Origin of the sequence: Streptomyces sp. NPDC005925, from assembly GCF_040638805.1 — a bacterium.
Classification (GTDB): Bacteria; Actinomycetota; Actinomycetes; order Streptomycetales; family Streptomycetaceae; genus Streptomyces.
The window spans coordinates 214807-235515 of record NZ_JBEXVL010000008.1 but is presented as its reverse complement, the minus strand read 5'-3'; the positions used below and the strand labels follow the sequence as shown (position 1 = coordinate 235515).

13 protein-coding genes and 1 pseudogene are annotated in these 20709 nt (G+C 72.4%); 3 read left to right on the top strand and 11 right to left on the bottom strand.

What is annotated here, in order from left to right:
* Nucleotides 1–88: 88 nt before the first annotated feature.
* From ABZ354_RS13585 to ABZ354_RS13545, 9 genes are all read right to left on the bottom strand, one after another.
* Entirely contained in the window at nt 89–805 is a 717-nt protein-coding gene (locus tag ABZ354_RS13585) for an ABC transporter ATP-binding protein (protein ID WP_358656213.1), read from the bottom strand.
* Nucleotides 802–1710, bottom strand: coding sequence for an ABC transporter ATP-binding protein (locus tag ABZ354_RS13580; RefSeq protein WP_358656211.1), 909 nt, complete (start codon nt 1708–1710; stop codon nt 802–804). Before ABZ354_RS13580 ends, ABZ354_RS13585 begins: the two co-directional genes overlap by 4 nt.
* A gap of 5 nt (nt 1711–1715) precedes the next feature.
* On the bottom strand, nt 1716–3545 hold the full coding sequence (locus tag ABZ354_RS13575; RefSeq protein WP_358656209.1) for a branched-chain amino acid ABC transporter permease: 1830 nt from the start codon (nt 3543–3545) through the stop codon (nt 1716–1718).
* Between the two features lie 5 nt (nt 3546–3550).
* Nucleotides 3551–4483: a branched-chain amino acid ABC transporter permease gene (locus tag ABZ354_RS13570; protein WP_358656207.1), complete on the bottom strand. Its 933-nt coding sequence runs from the start codon at nt 4481–4483 to the stop codon at nt 3551–3553.
* A 112-nt stretch (nt 4484–4595) separates the two neighbouring features.
* Nucleotides 4596–5822 (bottom strand): branched-chain amino acid ABC transporter substrate-binding protein, encoded by a 1227-nt coding sequence (locus ABZ354_RS13565; RefSeq protein ID WP_358656205.1) that lies wholly within the window; start codon nt 5820–5822, stop codon nt 4596–4598.
* A gap of 286 nt (nt 5823–6108) precedes the next feature.
* A complete protein-coding gene (locus ABZ354_RS13560) occupies nt 6109–6795 on the bottom strand; it encodes a Tat pathway signal sequence domain protein (protein WP_358656203.1) in 687 nt (228 codons plus the stop codon).
* Entirely contained in the window at nt 6792–7196 is a 405-nt protein-coding gene (locus tag ABZ354_RS13555) for a hypothetical protein (protein ID WP_358656201.1), read from the bottom strand. Before ABZ354_RS13555 ends, ABZ354_RS13560 begins: the two co-directional genes overlap by 4 nt.
* A 138-nt stretch (nt 7197–7334) precedes the next feature.
* A complete protein-coding gene (locus ABZ354_RS13550; protein ID WP_358656199.1) occupies nt 7335–7823 on the bottom strand; it encodes a hotdog fold thioesterase in 489 nt (162 codons plus the stop codon).
* A 59-nt stretch (nt 7824–7882) separates the two neighbouring features.
* Nucleotides 7883–10162, bottom strand: a complete 2280-nt coding sequence (locus ABZ354_RS13545; RefSeq protein ID WP_358656197.1) for an FdhF/YdeP family oxidoreductase — start codon at nt 10160–10162, stop codon at nt 7883–7885.
* Between the two features lie 466 nt (nt 10163–10628).
* Here ABZ354_RS13545 and polA point away from each other — a divergent pair, with 466 nt between their 5' ends.
* Nucleotides 10629–13355 (top strand): DNA polymerase I, encoded by a 2727-nt coding sequence (gene polA / locus ABZ354_RS13540; protein WP_358656196.1) that lies wholly within the window; start codon nt 10629–10631, stop codon nt 13353–13355.
* A gap of 1206 nt (nt 13356–14561) precedes the next feature.
* Entirely contained in the window at nt 14562–15152 is a 591-nt protein-coding gene (locus tag ABZ354_RS13535) for a hypothetical protein (protein ID WP_358656194.1), read from the top strand.
* A 629-nt stretch (nt 15153–15781) separates the two neighbouring features.
* Here ABZ354_RS13535 and ABZ354_RS13530 read toward each other — a convergent pair.
* Nucleotides 15782–15952: pseudogene (locus ABZ354_RS13530) on the bottom strand (DUF4184 domain-containing protein); the annotation flags it as partial.
* Nucleotides 15953–16374: 422 nt separating this feature from the next.
* Between ABZ354_RS13530 and ABZ354_RS13525 the strand changes: the two are divergent.
* Entirely contained in the window at nt 16375–18111 is a 1737-nt protein-coding gene (locus tag ABZ354_RS13525; protein WP_358656192.1) for a lytic murein transglycosylase, read from the top strand.
* Between the two features lie 89 nt (nt 18112–18200).
* On the opposite strand, the gene hrpB is transcribed toward ABZ354_RS13525, so the two are convergent.
* Nucleotides 18201–20708, bottom strand: coding sequence for an ATP-dependent helicase HrpB (gene hrpB, locus ABZ354_RS13520; RefSeq protein WP_358656190.1), 2508 nt, complete (start codon nt 20706–20708; stop codon nt 18201–18203).
* Nucleotide 20709 lies beyond the last annotated feature (1 nt).

The following is a 20709-nucleotide window of genomic DNA, read 5'->3' as shown; positions in this document are numbered from 1 at the left end:
ATCCAGGTCGCGGGCAACCGCATGCTGGAGCACCTCTTCGCCCCCGTTTCCGGGGAGCGCGGGCCGCGTCGTCGTGCGGGGCGGGGGCTCAGTCCTCGCCGAGGTACGCCTTGCGCACCGACTCGTCGTGCAGCAGGTCCTGTCCGGAGCCGGACAGCACGATGGAGCCGACCTCCATGACGTGGCCCTGGTCGGCGAGCGACAGGGCGGCCTGGGCGTTCTGCTCGACCAGCAGGATCGTCGTGCCCTGGGACTTCAGTGCCGCGATCGTCGACATGATCTTCTGCATCATGATCGGGGACAGGCCCATGGACGGCTCGTCCAGCATGAGCAGCTTCGGCCGGGACATCAGCGCGCGGCCCATGGCGAGCATCTGCTGCTCACCGCCGGACAGCGTGCCCGCGGCCTGCTTCCTGCGTTCCCCGAGGATGGGGAACAGGTCGTAGGCGCGCTGGATGTCCTGTTCGATGCCCGGCTTGTCGTCGCGCAGGAAGGCACCGAGGCGCAGGTTGTCCTCGATGGTCATGCGCGGGAAGATGTGCCGCCCCTCGGGGGAATGGGCGAGCCCGAGCGAGACGATCTCGTGCGCGGGGGTCTTCTTCAGCGACTTGCCGTTGAAACGGATCTGCCCGCCGACCGGCTTGAGCAGGCCGGACAGGGTGCGCAGGGTCGTGGTCTTGCCGGCGCCGTTGGTGCCGATGAGGGTGACGACCTGGCCGGCGTCCACCGTGAAGGAGATGCCCTTGACGGCTTCGATCTTGCCGTAGGCGACTCGCAGGTCCTCGACTTCGAGCAGTGCGGTCATCGGTCGTTCTCCTTGCCGGGCACGGCGTCCGAGTGGGTGTCGGCTTTCGCCTCGGCGGCCTCGACCTCGGCGGCCTCCTTGTCGCCGGGGGCGTCCTCGAAGGGTTCGCCGAGGTAGGCGGCGACGACGCGCTCGTCGCCCTGCACGGTCGCGGAGTCGCCCTCGATGAGCTTCTCACCCTGGACGAGGACGGCGACGCGGTCGCAGAGGTTGAAGATGAACCGCATGTCGTGCTCGATGACGAGGACGGCGATGCCCTGGTCCCGGATGGCGAAGACGAGTTCCTCGGTGGTGCGGGTCTCCTGCGGGTTCATGCCGGCCGTCGGCTCGTCGAGCAGCAGCAGGCCGGGCTCGCTCGCCAGCGCGCGGGCGATCTCCAGCTTGCGCTGCTCGCCGTAGGGCAGGTTGCGGGCCAGGTGATCGGCCTTGTCGGCGAGGCCCACGAAGTCCAGGAGTTCCATGGCGCGGGCGCGCGAGGCCGCCTCGGCCTTGTGGAAGCCGGGGCCGCGCAACAGGGCGGACCAGAGGCCCTCCTTGGTGCGGGTGTGGCGGCCGACCAGCACGTTCTCCAGGACGGTCATGTTGGCGAAGAGCCGGATGTTCTGGAAGGTGCGGGCGATGCCGGCCGCGGTGACCTTGAAGGACTTCGGCGGCAGGACGGTGCCCTTGTAACGGACCTCGCCCTCGGTGGGGATGTAGAGGCCGGTGAGGCAGTTGAAGAAGGTGGTCTTGCCCGCGCCGTTGGGGCCGATGAGACCGACGATCTCCCCGCTGTTGACGGTGAGGTCGACGTTCCGTACGGCGGTGAGGCCGCCGAAGCGCATCGTGACGCCGCGGGCGTCGAGCACGGTCTCGCCGGGTGCGGCGGCGGGGGCGGTGTCCTTGGTGGTGGTGTCGGTAGTCATCGTGGTCAGGCCCCTGCCTTGCTGAGGACTGTGGGCGCCTCGGCCTCTTCGTGGAATTCGAGCCGGCGGCGCTGGTTCGGGATGAGGCCCTCCGGACGGAAGCGCATGAGCAGCACGAGCGCGAGTCCGAAGGCGAACAGCTGGTAGTCGCCGAGGAACTGGAGCTTGGCGGGGATCAGGTAGAGCAGCGAGGCGCCGACGAGCGGGCCGAGGATCGTGCCCATGCCGCCGAGGACGACCGCCGCCAGCAGGAACGCCGAGTTGGGCGGTACGACGTGCGCGAACTGGTACTGCTCCGGCGTCACCGTGTAGGTGACGTGGGCCTGCACGGTGCCGGCGAGGCCGGCGAGGGCGGCGCCCAGCGCGAACGCGATGAGCTTGACCCGGAAGCCGTTGATGCCCATGGCGAGCGCGGCGGTCTCGTCCTCGCGGATGGCGACCCAGGCGCGGCCGATGCGGGAGTCGCTGCTGCGCCGGAAGACGACGACCACGATCAGGGTGACCAGCAGCATCAGCAGGAAGTAGTTGGCGAACCGGGCGATGGTGAACCCGGCGATGCTGTGTTCCTGGCCGAAGTCGAACCCGAGGATCTCGAGGTTCGGGATGGCGGAGATGCCGTTGGAGCCGTTGGTGATGTCGGGTCCGGAGGTGCCGTCCATGTTGAGGGACGTGATGCGGAAGATCTCACCGAAGCCGAGGGTGACGATCGCCAGGTAGTCGCCGCGCAGCCGCAGCGTCGGCGCGCCGATCAGGACGCCGAAGACCATGGCGACGCCCGCACCGAGGAGGGCGGAGGCCCAGAACGGCAGATGCAGGTCGAACGGTGAGGAGGGGGAGCCGGAGACCATGGCCGCGGTGTAGGCGCCCACACCGAGGAAGGCGACGTATCCGAGGTCGAGGAGGCCGGCGAGGCCGACGACGATGTTCAGGCCCAGGGCGACCGTGGCGAAGATCAGGATGTAGACGCCGATGGTGGCGTACTGGTCGTCGGACTGGGTGAACGGGAAGGCGACGGCCGCGATGAACGCGCCGGCCATGGTGACCATGCGGTGCTTGGCGGTGATCGCGGACACGCGGCCGACGAGGCCGGCCTTGGCGACGGCCGCGAAGGCGAAGCCGGCGGTGATCATGAAGCCGATGAAGAGCTCGTCGTACTCGGTGCCGATGCCGTAGGTGAAGACGAGCAGGCCGAGGGCGAGTGCCGCGACGATGACCAGGATCTCGGCGTACGCGGGCAGCGCGCGGGCGGGCTTGGCGGGGGTGCCGCCGGCGAAGGCCGCGCGGTAGACGGCGAGCCGGGAGCGCACGCCGTGGCGGTACTGCTCCCACCCGCTGTCGTCGGGGTCGATCGGCTCGGGTTCCGGCCGGGTGAACGGCAGGGACAGGGCGCCGAGGAGCGCCGCGACGGTGGCGACGACGACGATCCAGCCCCCGGGCTCCAGGTTCACCAGGCCGCCGAGCTTGGAGCTGATGGCGGTGATGGTGTACCAGGCGGTGGCGAAGGTGCCGAGCGCGGCGAGCTTGAGGGCGCTGTCGGCTCCGGCGGGCGTCAGCCAGCGCAGGCCCTTCACGCCGTACGAGGAGAGGCCGAGCAGGGCCGTCAGGGCGCCGCCGATGAGGACGAGGACCTGGAGGCCGCCCGGGTAGCCGTAGACGGTGAGGTCGCCGGGGAACTCGGAGGTCCAGGTCCAGGCGAGGAACGTGGAGATGACGGTGAGGACGCCGCCGCCGGTGGCGAGGGCGCGGCCGATGTTCTCGGGGATGTCGACGAGTCCCCTGGGGGCACCCGTGGCCGGGGCGTCGGGGGTCTTCGATGCGGTGGTCTGTGTGGTCATCGGTGTCACGCCCTGTCCGCGACTCGCTCACCGAGCAGACCCTGGGGCCTGAGCAGGAGCACGAGGATGAGGAGTACGAAGGCCCAGACGTCGGCCCAGGACTGGCTGCCGAACTTGTCCATGCCGGGGATGTCGGCGATGTAGGCGGTGGACAGTGACTCGGCGATGCCGAGGACCACGCCGCCGAGCATGGCTCCGTAGATGTTGCCGATGCCGCCGAGGACGGCCGCGGTGAAGGCCTTCAGGCCGAGGATGAAGCCCATGCGGAAGTCGATCTGGCCGTACTTCAGGCCGTAGGCGACACCGCCGACGGCGGCGAAGATGGCGCCGAGGGCGAACGCGACCACGATGATGCGGTCGGTGTTGACGCCCATGAGCTTCGCCGTGTCCGGGTCCTGCGCGGTGGCCTGCATGCCGCGTCCGGTGCGGGTGCGCATCACGAAGTACGCGAGGATCGCCATGCTGAGGGGGGCCGCGATCAACAGGAACACGTCACCGGTCTGGATGGTGACGTCGCCGATGTGGAAGGGGCCGCCGGGGATGGCGGGGAAGGTGCGCGCGGACTTGGCCTCGGGGTACCACGCCCACACCGCCTGCTGGAGGGCCAGGGAGAGGCCGATGGCGGTGATGAGCGGCGCGAGGCGGGGGGCGGTGCGCAGGGGCCGGTAGGCGAACCGTTCCGCCCCCACGGCGACCAGTGTGGCGACCAGCGCGGCACCGATGAGCATGAGCGGCAGGGCGATCCACATGGTGGTGCCGTCCGGCAGGACGTACACGTAGACCGTGAGCGCGCCGAAGGCTCCGGTCATGAAGATCTCGCCGTGGGCGAAGTTGATGAGCTGGACGATGCCGTAGACCATTGTGTAGCCAATGGCGACCAGCCCGTACATGGATCCCAGTAGCAGGCCGTTGACCAGCTGCTGCGGCAGTTCGTTCACCGCATGTCCTCCGAGACGTTCGGAATGTTCGACGGATGGGGCCGGATGTGAGTCCGCGCGGGGCGCCTGTGGTGCAGCGCCCCGCGCGGCTCATTCAGTGGTGCGGGCTGGTTCAGCCGGTGTAGGTGCCGGACTTCACGGCCTTCCAGGCACCGTTCTCGACGGAGTACACGGTGAGCTGCTTGTTGGTGGCGTCACCGAATTCGTCGAAGGAGACCTTGCCGGTCACACCGTCGAACGAGACGTTCTGCATCGCGGCGGTGACCTGCGCGCGGGCGTCGCCCGGAAGCTCGCCGTCGTTGTCCTCGACGACCGCCTTCACGGCCTCGATGATCGCCCACGCCGAGTCGTAGGAGTAGCCGCCGTAGGCCTCGTAGGCCTCCTTGTAGCCCTCGGCCTTGTAGTTCGCGACGAACTCCTTGGCGGACGCGAGCTCCTCGACGGGCGCGCCGACCGAGGTGGCGAGGTCGCCGCCGGCACTGGCGCCGGCCAGCTTGATGAAGTCGGTGCTGTAGATGCCGTCACCGCCGACCAGCGGGATCTTGGCGCCGGCGGCCTTGATCTGCTTGCTGAGCGGGCCGGCCTGCGGGTACTCGCCGCCGTAGTAGACGACGTCCGCGCCCGAGTTCTTCACCTTGGTCGCGACCGAGGAGAAGTCCTTGGTGTCGGGGTTGATGTGCTCGGTGCCGACGATCTTGCCGCCGAGCTTCTTGAACTCGTCGGTGAAGGTGGCGGCGAGGCCCGCGCCGTAGGTCTTCTTGTCGTCGATGACGAAGACCTTGCGCTTCTTGGAGTCGTTGTAGAGGTACTGCGCGGCGAACGGGCCCTGGATGGCGTCCGTGGTCGCGGTGCGGAAGTACGACTTGTACTGGCGGACCTTCTTGGTCTGCCAGTCCTGTCCCTGGGTCAGGGACGGGCCGGTGTTGGCCGGCGAGACCTGGGTGAGCTTGGCGTCGTCGAAGACCTTCTGCATCGACTCGGCGACGGAGGAGTTCAGCGGGCCGACGACGCCGAGGACGTCCTCGTCGGCCTGGAGCTTGGAGGCGTTCTGCTGGCCCGAGGAGGGCTGTGCCTGGTCGTCGAGCGCCTGCACCTTGAAGGTGACGCCGTCGACGACCTTCTCCTTGTTGGCGATCTTCGTCGCGAGGTCCACCGAGTTCTTGATACCGAGGCCCAGCGCGGACAGGTCGCCGGTCAGCGGCGCGTCGACGCCGATGACGACAGTGGTGCCGCTACCGGAGTCCGAGCCGCCGTCGTCGTCGCGCGAGCCGCAGGCGGTGAGTGTGAGTGCTCCCGCCGCCAGCGCGGCGGTGATGGCGATGAGCGAACGTTGGCGCACGATCAGTCCTTTCCCCTGGCAGCCGTCTCCCGGTGGAAACGGCCGAGTCGAGCGCTGGGCTGAAGTGACAATCCCACGGCGCGGTGACTGGGCGTGACTCTAGGCGTGTGAGGGGAACGTGGAGGAGTGTCTGCGCCATGCTGTGACGCTCTTGTTATGACACGAGGTAATGCAGAGCGGTACCGAGCGGGTGGAACGGATGAATACAGGCCGATTCGTACCGTCCACATGCTGAGAACACGCAGCACCCGACAGGCGGGTTCAGGCGTGTTCAAGGCTTTGATGATTACACGGAACTGTTGCTGCAGGCTACTTGGAGAGCCGTCGAGAGATGCCGCGCGTAACGCGGACCGAGGATGAAACTGTGGACTTGCTTTACGCGTGCATTACGTAGAGTTACGTCCAGGAAAGGGAGCCCGGAGTTCATCGGAACATTTCCGCATTCCGTGACCCTCATGGTGATGACGATCTTGCGGGAGTATCCCGACTTTGTCCGGAAAGGCGTCCGCGGGACCGATGTCAGGGAAAGGCCCGCATAGGGCTGCGCGATCCGGGTCACGGTGACGGGCGGGCCGGACGTCACCGTGAGCAGGAGGCCGAAGGCGAAGGGGGCGCGGGGGTCGCCGGCGGGGCCGCTGTCCGGCCCCCCACCGCCGGGTCCGCCGCCGTCCGGCCCGTCCGTGCCGGGCCCGGCGCCGCCCGCCGCCCGGCCCAGATAGTCGAGGCCCACGACCTGTGAGGGGTAGGGCGGCGGCGGTGGCGCCGGTGGCCGGGGCCGGGTGGCGTAGAGGTATCCGCCGCCCGCCAGCAGAACGAGAGCCGTGGCTCCGGCGAGGGCGGCGTGACGATGCAGGCCGAGGCGGGCGGTGAGCCGTTCGTGGAGGGCGGCGAGCCGGCCGTCGGGCTCACGGGGCGCGGATGCTGACGCTGCGTGGGTGCCCTCACCGGGCTCGACCGGGCCGACGACACTCACTGCCAAGGCCCCTCGGCCGGTGTGCGGGTGCGGTACAACTCGGCGCACCCCGCCCGCACTCGGCGGTCGATCAGGGCGTCGTCGGCCCGGGTCCCGCCGCTCCGCCGCTCGGCCCGCGCGGCGTCCACCACCTCACGCAGGATCTCGTACTGCCCGTTGGACAGGCCCATCGACTGGTAGTCCCCGTAGGTGTCGCCGCCCAGCACCGCCCGGGACCAGTGGCCGACGATCCGGGCACACAGGTCCTGCGGGGGCGTGGCCCGCGGAACCGGGGCGGAACCGGTCCGCGCGGCACCGCCCTCCCCGCCCCGCTCCGCCCCGGCCCCGCATCCGCCGACCGGCCCGGCGAGCAGCACGACGAGTGCCAGCGCCGCGCCCGCACGGCGAACTCCCGTTGCCATGCACCGACGTTAGGGGTCGCGCGGGCAGCAGGGCCAGAAGCGGGATGCGGGATGTGAGATGCGGGATGCGGAGGTGATGGAGGGCCGGAGTGCCGGTTGTGCCGGGGTGTGTCCAGGGAGGCGGGCGTGTGGGACTCCTCAGCCGGTCGCGCCCACCGGCTCGCCGTCGCCCGGACGGACGTCCCGCAGCAGGCAGGTGAGGCGGGCGGTGCACACCCGCCGCTCCTCCTCGTCGCTGATGACGACCTCGTACGTCGCGGTGCTGCGCCCCCGGTGGACCGGTGTGGCCACACCGGTCACCAGGCCGGACCGCACACCGCGGTGGTGCGTGCAGTTCAGGTCGACGCCCACGGCGACCTTGGTGCTGCCGCCGTGCAGCATCGCGCCCACCGAGCCGAGCGTCTCGGCCAGCACCGCCGAGGCGCCGCCGTGGAGCAGCCCGTACGGCTGGGTGTTGCCCTCCACCGGCATCGTCCCGACGACGCGCTCGGCGGACGCCTCCACTATCTGCACGCCCATCCGCGTCCCGAGGTGCCCGGCGGAGAACAGCGCCCGGAGGTCCACGCCCAGCGCGGCGTACTCGTCGAGGACCTCCTGCGGGAACTTCACGTTCTGCTGCTCGCCCATGGGCCAGGCTCCATTCGTCGTGATCGCGACAACTCTTTCCATTGTCACTGAGCGAACGCTCAGTCGGTCGCCGATTGTTCCAGACGGACCACGACGGACTTGCTGGCCGGGGTGTTGCTGGTGTCCGCGGTCGCGTCGAGCGGGACCAGGACGTTGGTCTCCGGGTAGTAGGCCGCCGCGCAGCCTCGCGCCGTCGGATAGTGCACGACCCGGAAACCCGGCGCCCGCCGCTCCACGCCGTCCCGCCACTCGCTGACGAGATCCACGTACGAGCCGTCCGCCACCTTCAGCTCGCGCGCGTCCTGCGGATTCACCAGTACCACCCGGCGGCCGTTCCGGATGCCGCGGTAGCGGTCGTCGAGGCCGTAGATCGTGGTGTTGTACTGGTCGTGCGAACGCAGCGTCTGCAGCAGCAGGCGGCCCTCCGGCAACTCGGGGAACTCCACGGGCGCGGCCGTGAAGTTGGCCTTGCCGGTCGCGGTCGGGAAACGGCGCTCGTCGCGCGGGGCGTGCGGCAGCACGAAGCCGCCGGGACGGGCCACCCGCGCGTTGAAGTCCTCGAAGCCGGGGATCACGCGCGCGATGCGGTCCCGGATCGTCCCGTAGTCCTTCTCGAACGCCTCCCACGGAGTACGGCTGCCCTCGCCGAGCACCCGCCGGGCCAGCCGGCACACGATCGCCGGCTCCGACAGCAGGCGTGGTCCCGCGGGCTCCAGACGCCCGCGCGAGGCGTGCACCATGCCCATCGAGTCCTCCACGGTCACGAACTGCTCGCTGCCGCCCTGCACGTCACGCTCCGTGCGGCCGAGGGTCGGCAGGATCAGCGCACGCGCGCCCGTGACCACGTGCGAGCGGTTCAGCTTCGTCGACACGTGCACCGTGAGCCGGGCCCGGCGCATCGCCGCCTCGGTGACCTCCGTGTCCGGGGACGCCGACACGAAGTTGCCGCCCATCGCGAAGAACACCTTCGCCGCACCGTCGCGCAGCGCGCGGATGGCCCGTACGACGTCGTAGCCGTGCTCGCGCGGCGGAGCGAAACCGAACTCCTTCTCCAAGGCGTCCAGGAAGGCCGGGGCCGGGCGCTCGAAGATGCCCATCGTGCGGTCGCCCTGCACGTTCGAATGGCCGCGCACCGGGCACACGCCCGCACCCGGGCGGCCGATGTTGCCGCGCAGCAGCAGGAAGTTGACCACCTCGCGGATGGTCGGCACCGAGTGCTTGTGCTGGGTCAGGCCCATCGCCCAGCACACCACCGTCCGCTCGGAGTCGAGGACCATCCGCAGCGCCCGCTCGACCTCCGTGCGCGTGAGGCCCGTCGCCCGCAGCATCTCGTCCCAGTCGGTCGTGCGGGCCGCCGCGGCGAATTCCTCGAAGCCGTGCGTGTGCTCGCCGACGAAGGCCTCGTCGACCGCGCCCTCCGTCTCGAGGATCAGTCTGTTGAGGAGCCGGAACAGGGCCTGGTCGCCGCCGATGCGGATCTGCAGGAACAGGTCCGTGAGCGTGGCGCCCACCGTGAGGCCCCTGGCGGTCTGCGGGTTCTTGAAGCGCTCCAGCCCCGCCTCGGGCAGCGGGTTGACACTGATGATCCGCGCGCCGTTCGCCTTGGCCTTTTCCAGGGCGGTCAGCATCCGCGGGTGGTTCGTGCCCGGATTCTGCCCCGCGACGATGATCAGGTCGGCCTGGTGCAGGTCCTCCAGCAGGACGCTGCCCTTGCCGACACCGATCGTCTCCGACAGGGCCGAGCCGGAGGACTCGTGGCACATGTTCGAGCAGTCCGGGAGGTTGTTCGTGCCCAGCTCTCTCGCGAACAGCTGGTACAGGAACGCGGCCTCGTTACTGGTCCGGCCCGAGGTGTAGAAGACCGCCTCGTCGGGGGAGCCGAGGGCCGTGATCTCCTCGGCGACGATGTCGAACGCCCGCTCCCAGGTGACCGGCTCGTAGTGCTCGGCTCCCTCCGGCAGGTACATCGGGTGCGTCAGCCGGCCCTGCTGGCCGAGCCAGTAGCCGCTGCGCCCGGCGAGGTCGGCGACCGGGTGCGCCGCGAAGAACTCGGGCGTGACCCGGCGCAGCGTGGCCTCCTCGGCCACCGCCTTCGCGCCGTTCTCGCAGAACTCCGCGGGGGACCGGTGGTCCGGCTCCGGCCAGGCACAGCCGGGGCAGTCGAAGCCGTCCTTCTGGTTGACGCGCAGCAGCGTCAGCGTCGCGCGCCTGGTGCCCATCTGCTGCTGGGCCATGCGCAGGCCGTGCCCGATCGCGGGAAGGCCGACCGCCACGTGCTTCGGCTCGGCGACCTGCGGTGCGTCCTGGACCGGATCGCTCTTGGGCGGCTTCCTCGCCATCGCACACTCCTCTTCGACTGCGTGTGTGAGGTACGTCTCCGATCCTCGCACGCAGGACCGACATTGATCAGGGGCCGGGCGTGCCCGCGATACGCGGGGAGGCGACGGGCGGGGCGCACGGGGAGCGTGGGGAGCACGCACACGGTCGTGGCGCGGCCCGGCACGCGATGCCGGACAGGCCCTTCCGGCAGGACCCAGCCCTTGACGGGCCGGGCGCGGCCCCGCGCGCGATGCCGGACATGCCGCCCGTGCCGAGCGGCGCGAGCGCGGGGGAGGCGTGGCCGAACCCCGGTGACCGTGGCCGGCCGAGACTCGGTGGCGTGCCGGCCGAGACCCGGCGACCGTGCCCGGCCGGGCCCCGGTGGCGCGTCGGCGGGACCTGGTGGCGTGTCGGCCGGGACCCGGTGGCGTGCGGTGGAGCCCGGCCGAGCCTCGGCTGTCAGTGGCACGTGGCAGGATCGGGGGCGTGGCAGAAACAGCATCGAAGAAGACCGAGACCACCCCCGGCGGCACCCGTCCCCGCCTGATGCTCATGGACGGACACTCGCTGGCGTATCGCGCGTTCTTCGCGCTCCCCGCGGAGAACTTCACGACCGCGACGGGCCAGCCGACGAACGCGATCTACGGCTTCGCGTCGATGCTGGCCAACACGCTGCGCGACGAGGCGCCCACGCACTTCGCGGTCGCCTTCGACGTCTCCCGCAAGACCTGGCGCTCCGCGGAGTTCACGGAGTACAAGGCGAACCGCTCCAAGACCCCCGACGAGTTCAAGGGCCAGGTCGAGCTGATCGGCGAGCTGCTGGACGCGATGCACGCGCCGCGGTTCGCCGTCGAGGGCTTCGAGGCCGACGACGTCATCGCCACGCTCGCCACCCAGGCCGAGGCCGAGGGCTTCGAGGTGCTGATCGTCACCGGCGACCGCGACTCCTTCCAGCTGGTCAGCGAGCACACCACGGTGCTGTACCCCACCAAGGGCGTCTCCGAGCTGACCCGGTTCACCCCGGAGAAGGTCTTCGAGAAGTACGGGCTGACGCCGGCGCAGTACCCCGACTTCGCCGCGCTGCGCGGCGACCCGTCCGACAACCTGCCGGGCATCCCCGGCGTCGGCGAGAAGACCGCCGCGAAGTGGATCAACCAGTTCGGTTCGTTCGCGGACCTCGTCGAGCGCGTCGACGAGGTCAAGGGCAAGGCCGGGCAGAACCTCCGCGACCACCTGGAGGCCGTCAAGCTGAACCGCCGGCTCACCGAGCTGGAACGGCGGGTTGAGCTGCCGAAGACGGTCGCGGAGCTGGAGCGCGCTCCGTACGACCGCAAGACGGTCGCGGTGGTCCTGGACACCCTGGAGATCCGCAACCCGTCCCTGCGCGAGCGACTCTTCGCCGTCGACCCCGGGGCCGAGGAGGCCGAGACCACGCCGGTGATCACGGACGGCGTGGAGCTGGACGGCGCGGTGCTCGGCACCGGCGAGCTGGCTCCGTGGCTGGCCGAGCACGGCACGGGCACACTCGGCGTCGCCACCGTCGACAGCTGGGCGCTCGGCGCAGGCTCGGTCGCCGAGGTCGCGCTCGCCGCGCCCGGCGGGGCCGCGGCCTGGTTCGACCCGGCGCAGCTGGACGAGGCCGACGAGCGGGCGTTCGCGTCCTGGCTGACCGACGCGGACCGGCCCAAGATCTTCCACAATGCCAAGGGCGCCATGCGGGTCTTCGCCGAGCACGGCTGGAGCGTCTGCGGCGTCACCATGGACACCGCGCTCGCCGCCTACCTGGTCAAGCCGGGCCGCCGCTCCTTCGACCTGGACGCGCTGTCCCTGGAGTACCTGCACCGCGAGCTGGCCCCCGCCGCCGCGGCCGACGGGCAGCTCGCCTTCGGCGCCGACGAGGACGCCGAGCGCGAAACCCTGATGGTGCAGGCCCGCGCGGTCCTCGACCTCGGCGAGGCGTTCGAGGGCCTGCTCCAGGACGTCGGTGCCGCCGACCTGCTGCGCGACATGGAGCTGCCCACCTCCGCCCTGCTGGCCCGCATGGAGCGGCACGGCATCGCGGCCGACCGGGCCCACCTGGAGGCCATGGAGCAGATGTTCGCCGGCGCGGTGCAGCAGGCAGTGAAGGAGGCGCACGCGGCGGCCGGGCGCGAGTTCAACCTGGGCTCGCCCAAGCAGCTCCAGGAAGTCCTCTTCGGTGAGCTGGGCCTGCCCAGGACCAAGAAGACGAAGACCGGCTACACGACCGACGCGGACGCCCTCGCCTGGCTCGCCACCCAGACGGACAACGAACTGCCGGTGATCATGCTCCGCCACCGTGAGCAGGCGAAACTCCGCGTCACCGTCGAGGGCCTGATCAAGACGATCGCCGCGGACGGCCGCATCCACACGACCTTCAACCAGACGGTCGCCGCGACGGGCCGCCTCTCCTCGACCGACCCGAACCTGCAGAACATCCCGGTCCGCACGGACGAGGGCAGGGCCATCCGCAGGGGCTTCGTGGTGGGCGAGGGCTTCGAGTCCCTCATGACGGCGGACTACAGCCAGATCGAGCTCCGCGTCATGGCCCACCTGTCGGAGGACGCGGGCCTGACCGAGGCGTTCACCTCGGGCGAGGACCTGCACACCACGGCCGCCGCGCAGGTCTTCTCGGTCGAGCAGAGCGCGGTCGACGCCGAGATGCGCCGCAAGATCAAGGCCATGTCGTACGGCCTGGCCTACGGCCTGTCGGCGTTCGGCCTCTCCCAGCAGCTCAACATCGAGGCGGCCGAGGCCCGCGCCCTGATGGACGCGTACTTCGAGCGCTTCGGCGGTGTACGGGACTATCTGCGGCGGGTCGTGGACGAGGCGCGGGCGACGGGGTACACGGCGACACTCTTCGGCCGCCGTCGCTATCTGCCCGACCTCAACAGCGACAACCGCCAGCGCCGCGAGGCCGCCGAACGCATGGCCCTCAACGCCCCCATCCAGGGCACCGCCGCGGACATCGTCAAGTTCGCCATGCTGAAGGTGGGCACCGCGCTGCAGGAGGCGGGCCTGAAGTCCCGCATGCTCCTCCAGGTCCACGACGAAATCGTCCTGGAAATCGCCCCGGGCGAGCGCGCGGCGGCGGAGGAACTCATCCGCCGCGAAATGTCGGCCGCGGTCACCCTCCGGGTGCCCCTGGGAGTCTCGGTGGGCGCGGGCCCGGACTGGGAGTCGGCCGCGCATTAGCCTCGGGCGGGGGACGGGTCGTCCTCCGGCGGGGAACGGGTCTGTCGAGGCGGGGGCTGCTTGCCGCCCGGCGGCGGGAGGCTCCCGTGCGGGGGTCTGCCTCTCGGGCCGCTTGCCGCCCCGGCGGGGGGAGTTGCCCGTGCCGGGGTCTGGCTTCGGTGGGGAACGGGTCTGTCGAGGCGGGGGCTGCCTGCCGCCCGGCGGCCGGGAGGCTCCCGTCCCAGGGGTCTGCCTTTCGGGCCGCTTGCCGCCCCGGCGGGGGGAGTTGCCCGTGCCGGGGTCTGGCTTCGGCGGGGAACGGGTCTGTCGAGGCGGGGGCTGCTTGCCGCCTGGCCCCCGGGAGGCCCCCCGTCCCAGGGGTCTGCCTTTCGGGCTGCTTGCCGCCCCGGCGCGGGGGCAGTCCGTGCCGGGGTCTGGCTTCGGCGGGGAACGGGTCTGTCGAGGCTGGAGGCCGCTTGCCGCCCGGCGGGGAGTTGCCCGTGCCGGGGTCTGGCTTTCGGTGAGGGCCGGGGGAGCCATCCACGCTGGGATGCCGGGGCCATTGGCGGAGGCGGGGAGCGGCGGGCATGCGCGGCGGCGGGGCGGGTGTGGTCAGCGGCGCCGCCCGTACGTGAGGGGCGGCAACCCGCCCACGCAGGCAGTGCCACCCGCTCCGTGCTCACGGCGACGCCGGTGCGGTCGCGTCGCCCGTACGTGAGGGGTGGCACCCGGTCAACGCCGGGCAGCGCCACCCGCTCCGCGCGCACGGTAACGCTCGGTGCACGTCTGCGACCGCTTGGACAACGGCCCACCCGCCCCGGGCCTGTCCGCACCGGCCCACCCCGCCCCGGGCACACTCGCCCCGGCCTGCCCGGCCCCACGCATATTCACCTTGGCCTACCCGGCTCGGGCGACACCCGGCTCGGGCGACACCCGGCTCGGGCGACACCCGGCTCGGGCGACACCCGGCTCGGGCGACACCCGGCTCGGGCGACACCAGCCCCCGGGCGACACCCGCACCCCCTCCCACACGGCACCTTCCGCGTTCCCGGCGACCTTGACGACTTCGGCAGTCTCGGGAATCCCGGCGGCTCTGACGACTTCGGCAGTCTCGGCGAAATCGGCGGCCTCGGGCCACCGGACGCCCCGCCCCACCCCGGTGGGACCGTCACTCGCGTGGCCCCCGCGAGAACGCCCTGCCCCACCCCGCAGGAGCACGATGCGGGCATGGGTATACGGATGCTCCACCACCGGACAGCACCCACACCGGGACACGCCGACGCGCTCGGCCGCGTGTCACCCCCGCCGGTCCCGGCTCACGCGGCCACCGCAAGCACCGTCCGTGCCCCCGCCACCTTCGCCTCCGCCCTCCGGCGCACGGCGGAAGACCTCCGACGCCTGGGGACGCCCCGCGACCCCGTCCTGCGGGCCCTGGCCCTCGGCGACGCGTCCCGCACCTCGGACCCCCCGCTCTGGCGGCAGTGGACGAACGTGGCCCTCGGCCACATCGACCGAGCGCTCCGCGGCCCGGAATCCCGCCCCGGTGAGCCACTGCCATGGCGCCAGTGGGCCGCCGTCGCACGTGCCCGTCTCGGCTCGGCCGCTCACCCTGGCGTCCCATTCCTGTGGCGCCAGTGGGCCGAGCTCGCCCGCGGCTACCTCGCGCTCGCCCTGGCAGCGCTGCCAGGGCCACGCCCCGTACAGACGGTCACCGTCTTCGTCGCGGCGCCGCAGCCCGTCACCGGACACCCGTACGGCCGGGCTCCGCGCCGACGCCGCCGGGACGGCCGAGGGCCGGGACCGGACGCCACAGCCTGACCCCGGCCGCGTACAGCAGCACACCGGCCCGCCACCACCCCGCCCAGCCGCCAAACACCCGCGTCCCCCCGGGTCGAGAGGCGTGAACGCGTCCCACCCGACACGCGTCAGCGATCCCAGCGCCGCCGCCGGCACGTACCACCACGCCACCAGACCGGCCTGACACGCGCGCAGTGACGCCCCGCTCGCGTGAGCGCGGCCGCCTGCCTTTGCCGCGTCCGCGTGAGCGTGGCCGCCTGCCCTGGTCATGCCCGCACCGGCGCGGCCGCCTGCCCCTGCCCTTGCCCTTGCCCCGTCCGCGTCAACGCGGCCGCTCACCCGGGCGGCGCCCGCGGCGGCAGGACCGCTCACCCCGGCGGCGCCCGCTGCGGCAGGACCACTCGCCCCAGCGGGCATCTGCCGCGGCGAGACCACTCGCCCCATCGCCGCCCGCGGCGTGGGCCCCGGCCCTACCACACCCGCCGCGGTGGCAGGACCACCTGCCGCTGCCCCTTCCCCTGCCCCGCCCCCGGCGTGGGCCGCCGCCCCACCGCGCCCGCGGCAGGGCCACCGCCTTCGCGCCCGCCGCGGCGCCTGGGCAAACCAGGCGCTCCCGCACCGGCTGCCAAAGCCCCCCGGCGCCCACGCGACGCGACGGCCACGTCGACCGTGGGCACGTCCCGCTCGGAATGCGTCAGGTCCCCGAACTCCGCCACTCCGGACAGCACACTCGCCGCGTAGTGGGTCATGCCGGGCGCGAGCCAACCCGCCACGAGGGCAGCCGGTGCCCACGGTCCGCGGCCCGTCCCGTCGGTGCGCAGGGCAGGCGGCGCGGTCGGCGCATGGCCGGGGGCGGAAAGCGTGAGGGAGTAACCGGGCCACTCGGGAGAGCCGTTGACGAAGCCCCCAGGGGCCTGAAGATCGCCCACGTCCCCCTGCGCGCCCCGAGTTCCGGACACCTGGCTGTCCAAGTCGGTCAACCGGCGGAAACCGGGCACGAACGACTGTCCGAGCCCGGCAAGTTGTCGTAGGGTCACCTGGGTCGATGTGCCGGGAGTGCGGGGAGCGCGGCGCAAACCGCCCGAACCGCAGCACAACTGCACACCGGTGTCACACGGTCCACGCGAGCCGGCGAGCAACTGGCTTGACGAGGGCAACCGTCGCGGCGGGCCGATCGTCACAAGCAGGGCGGGCACACCACGCAGAGACGGGCGCTCCGGCGTCCATGGGAGGGGTTCACTCCATGACGGCGCATTTCGGCACGAGGCTGCGCAAGGGAGCGGCGACCACCGCTGTGGCCGCGGCCGCGGTCGCGGCTCTGGCGGCGTCCCAGGCTCCCGGTACGGGACCGGGGGACCAGGGCAGACAGCCCACCGCCGACAGTACGTCGTCGCCCGACGCGAACGCCGACAGCGCGACCGGCAACTCGCCCTACTACACGGATCTTCCGCCGCTGCACAGCCCGAAGCCGTCGCCGACGGACGGCACGGCCGTCACGCCCGGCTCGGCCGAGTCCGGCATCCCCGCGACCGTCCTCGACGCGTACAAGAAGGCAGCCGCCGCCCTCGGCGCGTCCAAGCCCGGCTGCAACCTGCCGTGGCAGATCCTCGCCGCCATCGGCAAGGTGGAGTCCGGTCAGGCGCGCGGCGGCCGCGTCCGCGCCGACGGCACCACGATCACCCCGATCATCGGCCCCCAGCTCGACGGCAACGGCTTCGCCCTCATCCAGGACACCGACGACGGCGTCTACGACGGCAACAGCCGCTACGACAACGCCGTCGGCCCCATGCAGTTCATCCCGTCCACCTGGGCCTGGGCGGGCCGCGACGGCAACGGCGACGGCAAGAAGGACCCCAACAACGTCTACGACGCGGCCCTCGCCGCCGGTCACTACCTGTGCCGCTTCGGCTGGGACCTGTCCGTGCAGGCCGACATGAACCGCGCGATCCTCAGCTACAACAACTCGCAGGACTACCTCCACACGGTCCTGTCGTGGCTGGAGTACTACCGCAAGGGCTCGCACGAGATCCCGGACGGCACCGGAGCCCTTCCCGGGGGCCGCAGCGACAGCCGGCAGGACCCGGGTTCGCACACCCGGCCGTCGGCCCCGTCCACCCCGAAGCCCGGCGAGTCGGGCAAGCCGGGCGGCGGAAGCCAGAGCCCCAAGCCGCCCACGACCGAGCCCCCGACCACGCCTCCCCCGACGACGCCGCCCCCCACCACGCCCCCGCCCACGCCCACGCCCACCGACACGGTGCACCACCTGGAGGACGCGGGGACCGGGACGCTCACCGCGATGGCCGGCGACGCGTTCACCGGGCGGGTCAGCGCCCGCGCGGAGACCGAGGACGGCAAGCCGGTCGCCACCGTGCGCGTTCGCTTCACCATCACCGGCTCCACCGACGCCACCTTCTCCAACGGCGAGACCGTCGCCACGGCCCCCACCACCAGCTCCGGCGTCGCGGTCGCGCCCAGCCTCCTCGCGGGCGAGAAGACGGGCGACTTCACGATTCGCGCCACCGTCGTCGGCCGCCTCGTCCCGGGCCTGGACTATGCGGCGTCCGTCACCGAACGCGCGGCCGACGCCCTCACCCGCACCGACCAGGCCGCCCTGACCTGCCCCGCCGGCGGCGAGTTCGCGAGCCAGGTCGAGGTCAGGGCCACCTACAAGGACGCGGTCGCGGACGGCGTCGCCGCCACCGCCACCCTGATCAAGTCGGCGGACGACCCCACCGTCAACGACAAGGGCCCGTACTTCAGGGACGCCGACGGCAGGGCCGTCCGTACCCTCACCGGCCTGAAGACGGACGCGGACGGCCTGCTGAAGCTGCCGAAGCTCTACGCGGACGAGACGAGCGGCACGTACCTGCTCCGCGTCACCACCGCGGGCGGCGCGACCCTCACGGTCGAACTGACCGTGACCGCCGCCGAGTCGACGGAGCCGGCCCCGACCACCCCGTCGCCGACCCCGACCGCATAGCCCGTACCCCGCCAGGGCGTCCTTCCGTTCCAGGAGGGGCGCCCTGCGCGCGTGTACGTACGCGGATGAGTGCGCGACATGCGTGGCCGTCACCGTCGCAGCCGGGCGTTGGTGTACCGCGTCGGCTCGGCGGTCGCCGGATCCTCGGGCCACGGATGCTTCGGGTACCGCCCGCGCAACTCGGCCCGTACGCCCCTGTAGCCGTCCCGCCAGAAAGAGGCGAGGTCGGCGGTGACGGCGGCGGGCCGCCCGGCGGGCGAGAGCAGGTGCACCACGACCGGCACTCCGGCGACCCGGGGCGACTCCTGCAGCCCGAACATCTCCTGGAGTTTCACGGCCAGCACCGGCTGCTCCGGACGGGAGTAGTCGATCCGGATCCCGGACCCACTCGGCACGGTGAACCGCTCGGGAGCGAGCTTGTCCAGCCGCCCGGCCTCCCCCGACGCCCAGGGCAGCAGCCGGGCCAGCGCCCGCCCCGCATCGATGCGCGCCAGATCCGCCCGCCGCCGAGCCCGGCCGAGCTCCGGCTCCAGCCACTCGTCCACGCGCGCGTGCAGCGCGTCGTCGCCGACGTCGGGCCAGGGGTCGCCCAGGTGCAGCCGCACAAACGCGAGCCGCTGCCGCAGCACCTCGGCATCCGCGGACCACCGCAGCAGCCCCAGGCCCTCGCGCCGCAGCCCGTCCAGCAGTGCCTCGCGCACGAGACCGGCGGCAGCGTCCCGCATCGGACGCACGGCGAGCTCGACCGCTCCCAGCCGCTCCACCCGCCGCGCGACGACATCCCCGTCGTTCCAGCGCACCTCGTCGTCCGCCCGCAGCAGCGCACCGGCCGCGAGCCGGGCCGTGCCCTCGTCGATCGCCGCCGCGAGCTGCACCCGCGCGTGCCCCCTGCCCACGGGCCGGTCGGCCACAGCCACAGCGATCCACGGCGCGCCCCGCAGCGCGGACCCCTCGGAGAGCTCGGCCCTGGTCCCGGAAGCCATGAGATACGAGCCGCCGTCCGCCCCGGCGACCCGCTCGGGAAAGGCGAGAGCGGCCACCAGCCCGACGGCACGGTCCTCCGGTACGGAGCCTGAAGCGCCCGACCCGGCCACCTCGCCCACCACGGCCCGCAGCCGCCGCACCTCGGCACGCCACCGCGCCGCATAGGCGTCACCGCCACGCCGCGCGGCCCGCAACGCGCCGGCGAGGTCGTCCCCGTAGTCCCGCGGTGCCTCCTCGCTGAGCAGTGCCACCACCTCGGCGGCCCGCTCCGCGCCGACCGTCGCCGCGGCGTCCACCAGCGCCCGCCCCAGCCGCGGATGCAGGCCCAGCCGCGCCAGCCGCGCACCCCGCTCGGTGGCCCGCCCCGCGGAGTCCACCGCCCCCACCGCCGACAGCACCCGCCGCGCCGCCGCCATCGCCCCGCCCGGCGGGGGATCCAGCAGCGCGAGCCCGGACGCGTCCGGATCCCCCCAGCACGCCACCTGCAGCGCGAACGCCGTCAGATCGGCCACCTTGATCTCCGGCGCCGGGAAACGCGGCAGCCGCACGTCCTCCGCCTCCGCCCAGCACCGGTACACCGTGCCCGGCGCCTCACGCCCGGCCCGCCCCGCCCGCTGCCGCGCCGACGCCTGCGAGGCCCGTACCGTGGTCAGCGCGCTCAGCCCGCGCGCGTGGTCGACCCGGGGCTCCCGCGCCAGCCCCGAGTCCACGACCACCCGCACCCCCGGCACCGTCAACGACGACTCCGCCACCGACGTCGCCAGCACCACCCGGCGCCGCTCCCCGGGCGCCAGCACCGCGTCCTGCACGGCCGCCGGCGCCCGCCCGTGCACCTGCAGCACGTCCACACGGCCGAGGTCCGTCAGCTGACCGGCGACCCTGGCGATCTCGCCCACGCCCGGCAGGAAACACAGCACGTCCCCGTCCCGTTCGGCCAGCGCCCGCCGCACCACCGACGCCACATGCGCGAGCAGCGCCGGGTCGACCCGCATCCCGTGCGGCGGCCGCACCGGGCGAACCGGCGGCGACCACACCACTTCCACGTCGTACGAGGCACCCGAAGCCTCGACCACCGGCGCCCCGCCCAGCAGCCGCGCCCAGCCCTCGGCGTCGGTCGTCGCCGACGCGGCCACCAGCCGCAGCTCCGGACGCAGTGTTTCCCGTACGTCCCACAGGAACGCCGCCGCCGTGTCGGCGTCCAGATGCCGCTCGTGGCACTCGTCGAGCACCACCACGTCCACGCCGGACAGTTCCTGGTCCCGCTGCAGCCGTTGCAGCAGCACGCCGGTCGTCACGACCTCCACGCGCGTGTGCCGCCCCACGACCCGCTCCCCGCGCACCGTGTAGCCGACGCTCTGTCCGGGATTCTCGCCCAGCAGCCACGCCATGCGCCGGGCCGCGGCCCGTGCCGCGATCCGCCGCGGCTCGGCGACGACCACCCGCCGCGCCGGCCCCTCGCCGAGCAGCCCTGCGAGCGTCGGCGGCACCAGCGTCGTCTTGCCGGTCCCGGGAGGGGCGACCAGCACGGCGGTGCCGTGCCCGGCCAGGGCGTCGTCGAGCGCGGGCAGAGCGGTACGGACGGGCAGCCCGTCCAGTGCGTCGTAACGGATCACG